Annotated in this window: 15 protein-coding genes and 1 pseudogene; 1 reads left to right on the top strand and 15 read right to left on the bottom strand. The window is 41.2% G+C overall.

Annotation, left to right across the window (positions count from 1 at the left end; all coding sequences use genetic code 11):
* The first annotated feature begins 168 nt into the window (after window positions 1-168).
* Window positions 169-1,107, top strand: a complete 939-nt coding sequence (locus G610_RS0113855; RefSeq protein WP_026525275.1) for an Abi family protein — start codon at window positions 169-171, stop codon at window positions 1,105-1,107.
* Between the two features lie 433 nt (window positions 1,108-1,540).
* Here the strand turns inward: G610_RS0113855 and G610_RS0113860 are convergent, their stop codons facing one another.
* The 15 genes and pseudogenes from G610_RS0113860 to G610_RS23335 all read right to left on the bottom strand — a co-directional run.
* Window positions 1,541-1,729: a hypothetical protein gene (locus G610_RS0113860; protein ID WP_026525276.1), complete on the bottom strand. Its 189-nt coding sequence runs from the start codon at window positions 1,727-1,729 to the stop codon at window positions 1,541-1,543.
* A 14-nt stretch (window positions 1,730-1,743) separates the two neighbouring features.
* The gene (locus G610_RS0113865; RefSeq protein WP_026525277.1) at window positions 1,744-2,565 is read right to left on the bottom strand and encodes an ImmA/IrrE family metallo-endopeptidase; all 822 of its coding nucleotides are present in this window, start codon (window positions 2,563-2,565) and stop codon (window positions 1,744-1,746) included.
* On the bottom strand, window positions 2,565-2,942 hold the full coding sequence (locus G610_RS0113870) for a helix-turn-helix domain-containing protein (RefSeq protein ID WP_026525278.1): 378 nt from the start codon (window positions 2,940-2,942) through the stop codon (window positions 2,565-2,567). The genes G610_RS0113865 and G610_RS0113870 overlap by 1 nt, the downstream gene beginning before the upstream one ends.
* Before the next feature lie 325 nt (window positions 2,943-3,267).
* Window positions 3,268-4,050 carry a hypothetical protein gene (locus G610_RS22340; RefSeq protein ID WP_051198017.1) on the bottom strand — a complete coding sequence of 261 codons (783 nt, stop codon included), beginning with the start codon at window positions 4,048-4,050 and terminating at the stop codon, window positions 3,268-3,270.
* A gap of 92 nt (window positions 4,051-4,142) precedes the next feature.
* On the bottom strand, window positions 4,143-4,721 hold the full coding sequence (locus G610_RS0113880; RefSeq protein ID WP_026525280.1) for a hypothetical protein: 579 nt from the start codon (window positions 4,719-4,721) through the stop codon (window positions 4,143-4,145).
* 19 nt (window positions 4,722-4,740) lie between these two features.
* Entirely contained in the window at window positions 4,741-5,403 is a 663-nt protein-coding gene (locus G610_RS0113885) for a hypothetical protein (RefSeq protein WP_026525281.1), read from the bottom strand.
* Window positions 5,404-5,453: 50 nt separating this feature from the next.
* On the bottom strand, window positions 5,454-6,293 hold the full coding sequence (locus G610_RS0113890; RefSeq protein WP_026525282.1) for a hypothetical protein: 840 nt from the start codon (window positions 6,291-6,293) through the stop codon (window positions 5,454-5,456).
* A 66-nt stretch (window positions 6,294-6,359) separates the two neighbouring features.
* Complete coding sequence (locus G610_RS23145) at window positions 6,360-6,530, bottom strand: hypothetical protein (RefSeq protein ID WP_022761705.1); 171 nt, start codon at window positions 6,528-6,530, stop codon at window positions 6,360-6,362.
* A 55-nt stretch (window positions 6,531-6,585) separates the two neighbouring features.
* Window positions 6,586-7,197 carry a hypothetical protein gene (locus G610_RS0113900; protein WP_026525283.1) on the bottom strand — a complete coding sequence of 204 codons (612 nt, stop codon included), beginning with the start codon at window positions 7,195-7,197 and terminating at the stop codon, window positions 6,586-6,588.
* A 256-nt stretch (window positions 7,198-7,453) separates the two neighbouring features.
* On the bottom strand, window positions 7,454-8,824 hold the full coding sequence (locus tag G610_RS0113905) for a sensor histidine kinase (protein ID WP_026525284.1): 1,371 nt from the start codon (window positions 8,822-8,824) through the stop codon (window positions 7,454-7,456).
* Between the two features lie 37 nt (window positions 8,825-8,861).
* Window positions 8,862-9,575 (bottom strand): LytR/AlgR family response regulator transcription factor, encoded by a 714-nt coding sequence (locus G610_RS0113910; protein ID WP_026525285.1) that lies wholly within the window; start codon window positions 9,573-9,575, stop codon window positions 8,862-8,864.
* 162 nt (window positions 9,576-9,737) lie between these two features.
* Complete coding sequence (locus G610_RS0113915; protein ID WP_026525286.1) at window positions 9,738-10,844, bottom strand: hypothetical protein; 1,107 nt, start codon at window positions 10,842-10,844, stop codon at window positions 9,738-9,740.
* A 104-nt stretch (window positions 10,845-10,948) separates the two neighbouring features.
* Window positions 10,949-11,833 (bottom strand): DUF6033 family protein, encoded by an 885-nt coding sequence (locus tag G610_RS21000; RefSeq protein WP_051198018.1) that lies wholly within the window; start codon window positions 11,831-11,833, stop codon window positions 10,949-10,951.
* Between the two features lie 338 nt (window positions 11,834-12,171).
* A complete protein-coding gene (locus tag G610_RS22345) occupies window positions 12,172-14,931 on the bottom strand; it encodes a hypothetical protein (RefSeq protein ID WP_051198019.1) in 2,760 nt (919 codons plus the stop codon).
* Between the two features lie 290 nt (window positions 14,932-15,221).
* Window positions 15,222-15,494: pseudogene (locus G610_RS23335) on the bottom strand (RNA-guided endonuclease InsQ/TnpB family protein); the annotation flags it as partial.

Genomic DNA, 15,494 nt, shown 5'->3' on the forward strand with positions numbered 1-15,494 from the left:
TTTATTATGCAATCAGTATACAGCAACGCAAAATCGGTGCCAACATTGACAAACTCCTTAAAAACCACTAAACTAATTATAGTGACTAAGTTCCAGATACTCGTGAGGACTGGGACCGCGGGAGGACCTGAGGGCCCTCCTTTAATTTTGTTTTGGGGAGTTTCTATTATGTCTAAGCCATATCTTCCGTATGGGCAGCAAATCCAAAAGCTTATACACGATAAAGGATTGATAATCAATGATATCAATTATGCTGAGAGAATGCTGACCGATATAGGTTATTTTTCTCTTATTGGTGGATACAAAAATCTTTTCATCAATCCAATGACAAGGAAATATGTGGGCGGGACTACATTTGAAGACATTCTCGCCTTATATCATTTTGATGAAGAACTAAGAACTCTTACGTTTAGCTATCTTATCAAAGTTGAGCAGAAAATTCGTCAGTTAATATCAGACAGCTTCTGTGCATCTTTCGGAGAAAGCCAAATTCAGTATCTTTCACCTACAAATTATAATCAAAATTCGAAATTCACCAATGATGTTGCTAAGCTCATCAACATTTTAGATTATCATGCCAACAAGAATACTGAAAAGTCTTACCTTGTTCATCAAAGAAAGGTATATGGCAATGTCCCGCTATGGGTTACAACTAAAATCCTTACTTTCGGGCAGTTATCAAAATTCTATGGGCTATTACAACATAGGCAACAGAGCATGATTAGTAAAGCATATTCAAATGTATCCGAAAAAGCCCTCGGTCAGTATTTGGGCTGTCTTACTCTTTTTAGAAATGTTTGTGCCCACAATGAAAGACTGTTCAGCCATAACCTGGTGCAAAGAGAGTTCCCAGATACTCCAATACACAAAAAGATGAATCTTCCAATGACTGGTTCTATGTATACTGTCGGAAAAAGAGATTACTTTGGTCTTGTGATTGCATTCAGATATCTTTTACGGAAGGATGAATTTCTGCTATATAAGAAAAGTCTTAAGAAGCTCATAAATCAATACTGCAAGAAAAGCCAAAGACTTACCAAAACGGATTTGCTAAAACATATGGGATTACCTACTGATTGGGAGAATATAACTCGCTATAAGATATAGGATTTTTAAGTTGACTTTGCGTATATCCTTTTTCTTTTCGTAATCCGGCAATGATTACATCGCTGTCACCCATGTCAATCAAATCAAGTATGTTAATAACAAGTTATAAGAAAAAAGGCCTTCAGAAAACAAATCCTGAAGGTCTTCCATATTACTGTAATACCAGCCTATGAATCACAGATCATCTGTCTTTCCACCTGGCATCCAATCCATAGAACATAAGTATTCATAAAAAGTCATGTATTCCGGAACAGGCCATTTTCCCTCAACATACTCAATCAGATCCGAATCAGCGCTATACTCATCATCGATGCATTTCCCATATACAGTTAATTCATCACAGAATCCTGCCCTTCATTTTTTATACAATCCTATTCCTTATATCTTAGATTACCATTCAGCAGCACATCAAATTTACCGGCATACATTTCATCTATGACCTGTTCGCAAGGCACTCTGCAATATTATGCCTTTGGAGTTCTGTTTTTATCTGTTCATGACAATAGAAGCGATACCCCGGCATCTCCGTTATACGATCAATCAGCTTATTCTCTTCATCCTTTCGGATCAAATGCGTCTTGGAAATAAAATCAGTATCAAGAAGAGCATATTTCTCTTTCATCAAATGTCCACCTCTTAGCCTTCCACGAGAAAGCCCTTTCTGATTTTTTCCAAATACTCCATATCCGATTTCTCACGGCTTTCGGTCAGAAGTTCCTGTTCTTTGTTGTACTCCATATCATCAAGGAGACTTCCAAGATATGATAGGTCCTTACTATTTTGTTGCCATTTTAAAGCTTTACCCGTAAGTTTAATCCTTTCTGAAACATAATCAGAGTCACATTCCAGTAGTTCTTTGGCTTTACTATTTGAAATATCATGGTTCTCAACAAGCCTCAGTACCACCGCCTTGTACGGAAGTGCAAACAATTCCATCAAGATAAGGACATCATCAACAGATATCTTATCTGCAGCAATACCATATAGTTTGATCTGCTCATCCAATATTCCGTCAGGCATTAGAAGTAATCCAGCAAAAGCGTTTGCCTCAAGATCCTCCTGAGATTTCGCAGTATCATCCGCAGTTTTTGAATCCAATAATGAGCCACTTGCTATGGTACTGGGGTCTATATCTTCAGCATAGCAGTGAATGTGGTACAGCTCATGAGCAACAGCAAATATCTGTTTACAAAGATCCAAGCCAGAATTGACGCAAAGAAATATTGTTCCCTTTTTTACAAAGGTAAATGCCCATAATTCTTCATCCTTAAAAGGATATCTGAGCACTTCCAGCGTTAATTCCCTTTTTCTGGCATAGTTTTCAGCAATGCTAAATATGGAATCACGGATAATCGTGCTTCCACAATAATTTACAGAAAAAGCCTTTGCCAAAGCATTTATGCTCTCAAACTGTTTAGGCTGCTTGCCAAACAGGCTTTCTTCTAATATATTCCCCATTAGTCATTCCCCCAAGGCTGCATCATGGCATTTCCATTTTCACGTACTCTCTTGTGGAAAAGAATCATATCTGAAAGTTCATCAGCTATTTTCAGTGCCTGTCTTGCCTCTTCAGACTGAACTTTGCCCATAAAAGCATGGACAATATCAGTATCCCCATATTCAGGAGAAATCCTTGTGAGTTCCTCCATCCTTACACCAAGGTATTCAGCTATAGACTTAAGTTCAATGGCATTAATCATGCGTGCACCATTAAGCATCTTATTCACCGTCTGCTTATTTGTCCCAAGTGCTTCTGCAAGATCTGTCTGTTTTTTATTCTGTTTCTTAAGCAGCTTAAGTATATTGCCTGCAATCATCATATTCATATCAATCATGAAAAGTGTTCCTCCTATCGTTTGCATGTAATAGGTTTTTACACTTATATCGTACATCCGCCCCTTATAATAGTCAATATTACATATACTTTTGATTATATCTGCTTGCAGTAGTCACCAATAGAGTTACTAAAATTTCAGTATAGTTCCCTTTAATAACAAGTATCACGAATTTTCCTGTGACCATAGCCATTTATGGATATATATGCGTAACAGCCTATATTTTTATTAATACAGAAAAAGCTGGGGAACAGTCACACTTACCCCAGCCTTCTGATTAATTATTTAACAGCTACCCTCCTGATCACCATATGGTGCAATGATCTTATTCCTTCTTATCAACAGTTGAAGGCAACAGCAATGAAAGTGCATCCGAATATCTTCCCTGGCTATTATATGTTCCGCCACCTCTTGCTGCAGCATTAGTAATGGATCTTCCTTTGTCACTCATCTTTGATGCAAACGAATTATACCCGTTGAAAAGTGTCTTTAGTGTTTTTATATCTGAACTCTTAAGCTTATCCTCATCCACTTCAAGCTTATTATTGGCTCCTACACTTATGCCCACCTTGTTTAATAGGTCCTCATTTACTTCAGTTGTTTTAATCATCCATGTAGCAGAACGTAGCACATCTTTGGTGTTTGACTCTGCAGCGCCATCCAATGTTCGGTTGTAACTATCCACAAAGCTCTTAACAGCCTTGCTGATACTATCCCAATCGTACTCTTCAGTTACTGTCTCTTCACCTGTTTCTTCGTTCTTTGTAGTCTTCTGCTTTTTCTGCCAAAGAGAGTCATTCATCAGATTCTGCGCAGCTTTCGTCAATGTTCCTGCATTACTTGCCATAGAAGTAAGCTTTGCATGCGAGTCCTTACCTGCAGCAGCATTTTCTGCTTTCTGCTTGGCATAGTATGCTTTCACAAGCTTTTTGTACGAGCCATTTCGGAGCATAGCATAATCAGAAACACTAAAAGGACTTGTTGCACTTGTGCTGGTATTTATATTTAGCCCCGATAAAAAAGAGCTTGCATTCTGATTATAATCGCTGAAATCATAATCAGATTTATCATAATAACTACCACTTAATGAGTCTCTTATCGTTGACATCTCCTTGCCCTCCTTTGCTTCACTGTAGATGCAATCTCTTTATGAAAATTGAAAATTTCATGAAAGAGCTTGTATCCAACATATTCCAAGTCTCAGACCTTAATGTCTATCCTTTTTCTGTGCATCATTAGTTCTTCCAGCCTCTGTTGTTCTGTTAAAGTCTTCCCCTCAAGGCTTTGCTCATTTTCCATTTCTTCAGCAATCAACTTATCTTCTCCTGGTATATTTTCAGCAGATTCAACTGATTCCATGTTTTCATCCATTTCTTCAAGGTCATCCATAACATCCGCAAGAAGTCCATCGCTCTTCTCAACTCCGGTTGCTTCTTCGATAAGCTCTTCTTTGCGCTCTTCGGGTGTCTTGGGTGCTGCTTCCTTGGCTGCTTCAGCAATCTTCTCTCCGGTCTCCCATGCCTCGTCAAGCATATGAAATACCTGTTCATGGTTGTATTCCGCTTTAACCGCAGCTATCTGATTATCATAGTCTTCAATCATTTGAAGCTTTTTCTTGATATCTTCAATGGACTCAGACTGAATATTTTTCAGATTATGCTTTTGGTTCTCGATAAACGCAATCTGATTATCACGTTTTTGCTGCCTCTCCATTCGGTTCTGCTCAGCTTTGGAAGAAAAATTATTAAACAAATTTAAGCCCTGTACGTTTATGTTCATATACAGACCCTCCAAAATGTCATTGCTCTGTAGCATTTGCTGTAGTAGCTGCAGTCTCTTCTTCCTTGGACTTGTAGTAATCATCAAAAAGTTTGTTTGCAGCTTTCAATGTTTCATTACATATAGATGGAAGATCTCTCCCCCATGCACCAGTAGCCAAATTAAATCCCTTTTCCATAGCTTTCTGCATCTTTTTCATTTTCTCTACATCATCTCCTGCAAGAGCTGATGCAAAGTCAAAAAGTCTCTGAGAAGTCTGCTTTACGCCATAGTATCCATCTTCAGAAATATCCTTTTGTGCCTGAGCCTTAGTTGCTGCATCAACCTTGAAATTCCCACCATCCAGTTTTTTCCAAAAGCTGTCATCTGTTGCCTTTCCAAAAGCTGAAACCTGGCCTTCCAATGTTTTCCTGACAATTTCCAGAAGCTTGTTCCTCTGGTCCTCTTCAGCCTGTTTCATCTGCTGAACTATTGCTGCTCTGTCTGCAGGTGACTTCTTATTTATGCTATATAACCCTGCATCCTTTTCAGCCGTCTTCTCGTAAACTGCCGCAGATTCTTTATTCTCGCTTGCTACTTCCTGAACACTGTCAGTTTTCTTTCCGTTTTCAGAACTATAGTTTTCTGTGTTCATGACTGAATAATCAGTATTCTGAATGTTTCCTACTAATCCTGTACTCATAACAAATACCTCCTTTATTAACATCTGTTAATCATTTAGCTATAAAAAAGCTATATTTCTGCATCAACCATGCCACCTACTTCTGTCATTCCAGAGTCCTGTGCCATCACGGGCATCTCATCTCCGCCAAGTGATAGCGAAACACCGCTATCAAAACCTGATGAAATTGACGATTTCCCCAAATTCTCTTTTTCTGCCTGAAGTCTTTCAAACATTGCCTTTAGATATTTTAAGTCAGCCTTCATGATATCCCTTGCTTCATCAGATCTGTGTTTAGCCTTTAGCTGTTCAAGATCCTGCGGCTCCATGGCTCCTGAAAGTGCCTCAGCCATCTCATCTAGCTCCTGATCTAGCTGAGCCGTTTCCTCAGCCTCTTCATACATTTCCTCAGCAGACATTTCCAGCTTTTCCATAAGAGCTTCGAACTCTTCCTGTTCAAGTTCCCTTATTTCCTCATCCGACTGAACTTTTTCTAAAGGATTTTCCTGCTCAGAAGGCAATTCTTCGTCCATATTCTGCTCAGCAGTTTCTTCCATTTTCAGGTTCTTCTTTTTCTTCTCACAGGCACGTTGAACCATTTCCGCATGCAGGATTGCCCTCAGAATCTCTTCATCATCGTATTCTCCGGTTTTCAGCTTCTTCTGAAGGTTCCCGATTTTCATCCTGATCCCGATTGAAACCTGAGCAGCTTTTGCGGAAGTCTTGGCACTTAATACCTGTGCTGAAACCTGCTTGAAGCTATACATAGCAGGTCTCTTCTTTTTAGAGCTGTTACCCGTTTTCCTTGGCCTGGACATAGAGATAGTCCCTACATGATTACCATTAAGGTCATATAGGCGTTTATAGTAATATTCAGTATTTCCTCTAATTTGTAACTCATATCCATACATAGCCTACCGCCTCCTTGCTTCGCTACGCATACAGTCTTACTTGCTGTTGGTCTTAGCACATGTTCTTTATGTGCTTAGAGCAACACATGTGTTAGCAAATCCGCCAAGTGCAACAAAAAGGATCATTCTGCCCATAATACATACATCTACACCAAATACACTATCTGCATATAGGGTGATGCAAAGGGTATAACGATCCTCATTTACTGTATATTTTATAAGTTGCCATCCTTGCATAACCCCATACTCTTCCGTGAGTACTTAGCTTGATTTCTTAATTTAAAAATCTATGTCAGGTCTTTACATCAATACTCACACTGACGCCTTCTGCTGCAGACACCTCTGTTCCTGTTGATTTTGCAATCTTTTCATCAATATGCGGAACCTTTGTATTGTGCGTGGACTCTGAAACAACGGAAACTTTCACGCCACCGACATCGATCTGCTGTGCCTTTGCATTTTCTTCGTCTGAGAATCCGGATGCCCTTGCTTGTGCATTTGCAACTCTGTCTGCTTCTTCCGCTCTTCTTTCTGATGCAGCCTCCTGAAGATGCTGTTCCTGCCACCTTCTCTCAGCTCTCTTCTTTTCACGCGCTGCTTCAGCTCTTTCATTCTCTTTTTGCTCGATCGCATCAGCTTCCCTGGCTTTCTGCATTTCCTTATTAGTCTCAGCAATCTGCTCCATATTGTTATTTGCTATGTCTTCAGATCTTTTCTGAGTTTCAGCCAGTTCTTCTTTCTTTTTTGTGGTATCCGCGCCGGATGCCTCATCTCTCTTGATCTCAGCATCCAAAACACCGGCCTTACCATCCATCTGCTTTTTCACTCCCTGCTGAAGCTGTATCTGTTTCATGGATGTACTGGCAGATATAAGAGACTGAGTCATAACATTTGTTAAAGCCATCTTACTTACCTCCTTCGCTTCGCTACGCATACAGTCTTACTAAGCTCGCGATGCTCGCTAAGTGCGACTAGCATCCTTGTACATAATATGGAATATAATATTGAACTTCCGCTCTCGCTTCGCTCGCCGGAAGACGTTCGGACTAGGCTCAAAAATACTTCACCAAGTCCTCTCAGCTCTAACAAAGGCTTCGGAAAGTTAATAAAAAAAACTTATAGATTTTTCATGAAACGACCTTTTTCAATCATGAATGGACTCAAATAACCATCATTGCAGTGAATATAACCACGTCTCCCTCCTGTTCAAGCTGGGTAGTTCCATAATACTTTTCTGTAATCCTTCGCATATTTTTCAATCCAAAACCATGCTTATCACGATCTGTCTTCGATGTTTCCATAAGTCCGTTCTCATCAGAAGACCGCAATAGTCCGTTATAGCTGTTCTTGACTTGGATCATGAACATATCACCACTACGCCAGGATTTTATCTCCACGAAAGATTTATCCAGGTTTTCTGCAGCCCTTATAGCATTTGAAAGAGCATTATTCAGAATAACGCCCACATCTATGGATTCCACTTTACCTTCTTTCGGATAGTGAAAATCATCTACAAATCTTATTCCAACGTCCTCAGCCTGTCTCCGCTTCTCTGAAATCACTATATCAGTGACAGGATTTCCGGTCTTTGCATTTATATCTACAGCATGAAAATCCTCAGACCAGTCATGTAAGTATTGTAAAGCCTGATCACTATTGTTTTCTTTTATTAGATTACCAAGTACCATGATATGGTTATTAGTATCATGCCTTATCCCACGAATATCTGAATAAACTTTCTCCATTGAATGAACATGCCCTGACAACTCGTCAATCTGACTGTTTACAAGAGAGTTTTGCAGTACTTCTTCCTCAGAAGTCTTAATCTTTTGATAAAAATAGATCACTGCAATCATAGTGAGAAAAGCTACCACACCAAATAATGCACGCATTTCATGATATACAGGATATCTATTCCAGAAATATTCACCCGAAGCTTTTTCAAAAGCTTCTTCCATAAATGTACATATCCAGTAAGATACTATTATTGTTATGTATGTTGCTGATAAAAAAGCTAATTCTCTCCATTCCATAAGTTCTTTTTTACGGCTGTACATCGTTTTAATCAGATGTATTCCTATAACCAACAAAGCACATCTTATTACAGCATGAATAGCTTGTGCCAAACCATAAAGCATAATCTGCTGTAAATCCCCTACCATTTTAGGATTCAAAAATGTCACAGAACATATTAAGTTCCATGGTAAGATTGCCAGTTCCATTGATATCCACAAAAGCAAATACATAGTTATTGATAAAAAAACTTTCTGCGGTATATTTATCCTCTCCGCTATGGCGGAGATAATACATACTGCAGCACAGCCAAGAGCATAAGCAGTCACACCTGAAAAATTTATGGTAGAAAAATATAGTATAGACATCGCCATTGCATAAACCGCTCCGAGTATAACAGCACGTACTCTTTTTCTCATAAATGGTATGTAAAATACTGACACAAGTACTGCATTTAACAATACATTTGCAATCATTGATATCTGATTTACCTGATCCCACATAGCTTCTGTAATCATTTATTCTCTTAACCTCTATTAATTATGGAAAAGCAGCTTACTCCACTCTCTTTTTGTTGTAATCCATCAAAGCTTTTACAAAAATTGGATAGTTTTGTTTTGAAATAAGTGCTTCACCCTTAGCCATATAGCACTTTCCTGCATCGTACTTCTTTACGAATCGCAAATTTACAAGATACCCTCTATGAGTCCTGAAAAAGCCATCACCTACAAGCTTTTCCAGTTCTGAAAGATGTCCATAATACTCAATTTCATCGGTTCTTGTGTGTACGATTATCCTGGCACCATACACTTCTGCAAAGATAATGTCAGAAACGCATAGTCTTATATGACTGCCTCGTGAGTTCAACATCACATACTTCTTTTGAGGCTTTAATGTAGCTTTGGCTATTTCCTCTTTTGCATCCTTTATCACGCTGACCATCTTCTCATTTGAGAATGGCTTTACAAGAAAATGGAAAGCTCTCACATCAAAAGCATCAAATACATATTGCTTTTCCCCTGTTATAAAAATGATAACAACATCATCACTAATATCACGAAGTTTCCTAGCAACATCCATTCCGGACACGCCGGGCATCATAATATCCAGGAGAATAATATTCGGCATATAACCATCTTGTTCCACAACTCTCAAGACGTCTTCTCCAGTGCAAAAGCAACTAATCTCATCATCCGAAAACGATGCATTCAGTTCCGACACTATAATTTTTCTTATTCTTTCTTCATCATCGCATACTGCTATCTTCATAAGGCAATATTCCTCCAAGTTATTCGTATCATAATCACATAAGAAATACTATGATTTGATCACGAAACGACCTTTTTCATATCTGAAAGGGCAAAAAAGAGCCGGATAGAAATATTTTTCCATCCGACTTTACATTAACAATATAACTTTTAACCATACTGTTTAAATCTGAACATCAATCGAACCCCCATCTGAAACCGGAGCTGCCATTGCCGGCATTGATACGGTTATCCCCTGCACTGCTGGGCTTCCAACCGCTCCAGAAGCTGACTGTCCACCTCCCATACCGGGAATACTTCCTGCTTTTCCAAGCTCATTCTTGATCATATCTTTAAGGTATTCCATATTTGCTTTTACAATAGCCTTGTTTTCCGAAGCCCTATGCTTCCGCTTTAGATCCTCAAAATCCTCTTTGCTCATATGCGGATCTACCACTTCCATATCTTCAAGCATCTCCATAGTTTCTTCCAACTCTTCCAGTTCTTCCTCGCCAAATTCAGAGATCATCTTGTTCAGATCAGCCATCATTTCATCCGAAACATTAGCTCCGCTTTCTTCGATTTGTTCTAGAGCTTCCTCCAGCATCTCCTCGCGCTCATCGAAGATTTGGTCTTCTTTCTCAGTGATCTTTTCTTCCTCTGCCTGTGTTATGGTACTCTGAATACCCCGAACAGCATCTTCCTGTTCGTCCAGGCGCTCATCCTGCTTCTGAGCACGAGCCACCATTTCTTCCAGCTCCAGATGATGTTTCTTTTTCCTTGCCACCATTTCCATGCGCTTTGCATGGGTTAAAGCAAACTGTAGTTCCTCAGGATCACCATCCCCCGCAGAAATCTTTCTCTTTATCTGCGTCACTGCTCTTTTTGCTGCCAGTACTGCCTGCCCGGCACTGTTTGATGTCTTGGCACTCTGTATTTTGGATGCAACCTCTTTATAATTATAGGTCGGCTTAGGCGCTGTCTCTTCCTCTGTTGCATCCGGGGAACCGGATGATGTCAGAAAATCATTTATTTTTTTATTATTCTGATCTTGCTGAGAATCCTGCTTCAGTGAGCGTATCATCTGCCGCATCTGCTGTGATAATCCTTTTCGATCATCAACCTCATTGTCTGTTCTTCTGTCAAAGCTTGATGCAAAAGGATTTACCGGCATCTTTCCCATAATTGTATTCTTCATGGCTCCGTCAGTCTTCTGAGCATAGAGATTCCCCTGGGTATTCTTCATGTACTGTGAACTATATAGATTATTCGCAATAAATGATATATTCATGCTGTACCTCATAACATGTAGGAATCGTATTTATACGATTCCTCTCGCGCCAGCCGCACGCTGCATAGCAGCAATTTCCACTGTGCGGCTGTGTGCATAAAACATCAGCCTCTGAAATCTATCTTTGTTCCTACCATCTGCTCGGCCTGAGTCATAACTTTTCCGGATGCATTATTGTATGAGTATGTCTGCACCTTAGAGAGAAGTTCATCCATGGAATCTGCTTCGAATGTTACATATTCCTCGTCATCTTTAATCCTGGAATCATCTTTATCAGTATCTTCCTTTTCAGCTTTTTTATCCCTGGCTTTTTGGATACGTTCCTCCTGCGCCTTCTTTTCCGCTTTCTTTTTCTCCTGAAGTTTCTGAGCCTTCTTCTCTGCTGCTTTCTTTTCTATACGCTTTTTCTGAAGATCTGAAGATTTATTTACAGTGGCAAAGAAACTCTCCTTACCATTAGAATCAACACTCATCCCAAAATTCTTAACACTTGCGCCGCTGCTGGCAAGTCCCATCTTAGCCTCTGACATCTTTGTCTGTGCCATGGCAATGATTCCTTCATACTTCTTACGATATGATTCATCTGTCGCCATCCGCTCAAGCTTCTCTTCATCTATAAGAACTACCATTTTGTTGGCGTTACCATAGGAGGCAGCATTCTGCTGAACCTGAGCCTTCATGTCCTTACTTACGGCTATGAACTCCATGTTATGATATTTTGATTTCAGCGAATTATAGTAGTCCTTTGCCTTATCGGAAAGCAGCACATCTCCAATAGTCATCCCATATTCAGTTTTTCTGGGCACAAGTGAACTCGTGGTATCTATCGGACTCCACGCTTTTGTTTCTACTTTAGCCTGCTGAGAATTTTTTGCTGAACCAGCCTGATCTGCCCTACCTGTATCAGGAGTCTTAGACACTCCCGATTTCTCGTTATGGACACTCGGATTTATCTGCTGATATGCAGAAATGCCATTAATTCCTGTCATACTGATCTACCTCCTTGTAAAAAAGCCGACATCCTTTTCATTCATTTATATCTAAAAGCGCATAGTAAGACACTTATCCATTTCTTATATATTTTTTATCGTCTTAACTACTGCCGGAATGTACCCTTAAAATATAAAAAAAATATATAGTTCTTTGTACCCTTATTGTTGTATGAAAAAAGGCCTTCAGGAAACAAATCCTGAAGGTCTTCCATATTACTGTAATACAAGCCTATGAATCACAGAATCTTTTGATTCCAATAACCCGGAAAACCATGAACAGATCACATCGTCATATCGGTCACTATCATCCACTTCATTAAAAAGCCTTGCCGCATCTAGTTATATTTGTTTACGGTTTTGCTGCCCTTGCTTCTACTGATCTTATAATTGCAGCCCTTAGTAATGGAGTCCTTGATGTAGGTATTTAGAATTTCCTTATACCTCCGCTTTCCGTCTTTTTCAAAATGAGAGATCAGTGACATAAATTCATCATCCTCATATTCAATACAAAGAACATCCTCATCTTCCATTTTTATAAGAAGTGTAACGTTATTGCTGCCATCAGCTGTGACCTCAGTGTACTCAAGGTCTTCGCCCTTCAGGAAGCTTATAATGTCGTCAACTGCGCCGAGCATTGCATCTGTTGCCTGATCAAAGGTATCAGGAATTCCAACTGAAATATCTGCGGGAGCTTCATCAAATCCTGTCTCTGCCGGTACAGCTTCAATTTCTTCAGAAGCTGCTTCATCCGGAATGTCAGTGATGGGCTCAATATCGTCATCCAACGGAATATCCTCTGCCGATTCATCTGTTGCTTCCATAGCAGATATATCCATATCAGGAATCTGGATTTCAGCAGCCTCTTCTGCAGCAGGCTCCTCAACCGAAATCTCTTCAGAAACCTCAGGCTCAGGCAGATTCAGTTCAGGAATCTCCAGATCAAGCTCCGGAAGCTCAATTGTAATTTCTTCTTCAATTTCAGCTTCCGTCTCAGGCTCTTCTTCCACATCATCCTTTAAAATATCGATTGATATCTCATCCATATCCCCTGCATCTTCGGATTCAGCTTCATCGGGCATATCTAATGAGATTTCATCGATTATTGCTGCTTCCTCCGGCGCAGGTTCTGCTATTGCTTCAGCAGGGATCTCTATCTCTGGTGCTGCCTCTACAGGAATCTCAATCTCCGGTGTTGCTTCTGCCATTGCTTCTACAGGAATCTCTGCTTCAGGTGCGGGCTCTGCTATTGCTTCTGCAGGTATTTCAACCTCTGGTACAGGCTCTGCTACAGCTTCTGCTGGTATCTCTACTTCAGGAACTGCCTCTACAGGGATCTCTATCTCAGGTACTGCCTCTGCTATCGCCTCTACTGGTATCTCTATCTCAGGAACAGCCTCTGCTACTACTTCTACAGGGATTTCCATCTCCGGTGTTGCCTCTGCTATCGCCTCAGCCGGAATCTCAACTTCGGCCGCTGCTTCAACAGCAGGTGCTTCTGCTGCTACTTCAGCAGGTATTTCAACCTCTGGTACAGCCTCAGCGGGTATTTCAACCTCGGGTACAGGCTCGGCTACTGCTTCTACCGGTATCTCTATCTCAGGAACAGCCTCGGCAGGGATCTCTATCTCAGGTGCTGTCTCTGCAGCAGGTGCTTCTTCTACTTCTTCTGCAGGTATCTCTACCTCAGGTACAGCTTCTGCGGGAATCTCAACTTCAGGCGCTGCCTCTGCCACCGCTTCTGCAGGTATTTCAACTTCAGGCGCTGCCTCTGCCACCGCTTCTGCTGGTATCTCAACCTCTGGTACAGGCTCGGCTACTGCTTCTACAGGTATCTCACTCTCCGGTGTTGCTTCTGCCATTGCTTCTGCAGGTATCTCAACTTCAGGAACAGCCTCAACGGCAGCTGCTTCTTCTACCGCCTCAACGGGTATCTCAACCTCAGGCACTGCCTCTACTGCAGGTGTTTCCGCTACCGCCTCAACTGGTATCTCTATTTCAGGAACTGCTTCTGCTACTGCCTCTACAGGTATCTCCACCTCAGGCGCTGCTTCCGCTACAGCCTCAACAGGGATTTCTACTTCTGGTGCTGCCTCAACTACAGGTGCTTCTTCTACTGCTTCTGCAGGTATCTCTACTTCTGGTACAGGCGCTGCCATTGCCTCTGCAGGTATCTCTACCTCAGGTACAGCTTCTGCGGGAATCTCAACTTCAGGTGCTGCCTCCGCCATTGCCTCTACAGGAATCTCCACCTCTGGCACTGCTTCCGCTACAGCCTCAACAGGGATTTCTACTTCAGGTGCTGCCTCAACTACAGGTGCTTCTTCTACTGCTTCTACAGGTATCTCTACTTCAGGTACAGCCTCAACGGCAGGTGCTTCTGCTACCGCCTCTGCTGGTATCTCTATCTCAGGCGCTGCTTCTACAACAGGAGCTTCTTCTGATGAAGATTCTTCAATGATTAGGACTCCATCAATTATAGGCTCCGCTTCAACAGTCGGAGCAGCCTCTACTACAGGAGTTTCTTCCACTACAGTAGCAGCTTCAACTGCATGAGCTTCTTCCACTACAGATGCGGCTTCAACTACAGGGGTTTCTTCCACTACAGGAGCGGCTTCAACTGCAGGAGCTTCTTCCACTACAGGAGCGGCTTCAACCGCAGGGGCTTCTTCTACTACAGGCGCAGCTTCAACTGAAGGAGCTTCTTCCACTACAGGCGTAGCTTCAACTGCAGGAGCTTCTTCCACTACAGGCGTAGCTTCAACTGCAGGAGCTTCTTCTACTACAGGAGCAGCCTCAACCGCAGGCGCTTCCTCCACTACAGATGCAGCGTCAACCACAGGGGCTTCTTCCACTACAGGAGCGGCTTCAACCACAGGCACTTCCTCCACTACAGGTGCAGCTTCCTCTACGGGTGCAGCTGCAGCAGCCTGAGCCATTTCCTCCAATTTTTTATCAACATCTGCAGCAGTCTGAGCCGCAGCCATAGCTGCTATCATCTCATCAGTAGAAGGTGCTGGCGCAGCCGCAGCCTTAGGCTTTCTTGTCCTTGTTGTCTTTTTAACCGGTTCCTGTTCCTGCTGATCTGTATTTCCCATCTTCAATCTCCTTTTCAAGCATTTGTTGATAGGTACAATTCTTCCGATATTGGTAAAAGTAGTCGCAATAAGTAAAAGGAATCGAATAGAATCCTACAAATATATTATCTTTTATAGTTAATCAAAAGAGAAATTAAGTTCTTATAAAAAAGATAAAGAATTTGTTACCTACCTGCCTTTTCAAATTACAGGGACAGAATAATATTTCATAAAAAAGCTAATTCTACTTTCAAGTACAGCAAAACTCTAATGAACTACCCTCACCGACTCTGCGTCGGAAAGGTTTTCTGTTATGCCGCTTTGCGGCATGAACCTTCAGTCTGCCTATGGCATCCTGAAGAACAGGGCATGTCCACTATGCCCCTATCCCATTGTGTTACCTTTGGGAATACTTTTCTCAAGATATTTGCAGCCCCGTTTATGTCTGCATTTGTGAGTGTTCCATCGTAGTGCCTGTAGAGTCCTCTTTTTATCCTTCTTCCTGAAAAAGTGTATTCTTTATTCTTCCCTTTTTCATACATGGGGATAGGATCCATGGCAAGAAAATCAGCCTTCGAAGTATA

Source organism: Butyrivibrio sp. MB2005, assembly GCF_000424285.1.
GTDB lineage: Bacteria > Bacillota > Clostridia > Lachnospirales > Lachnospiraceae > Butyrivibrio.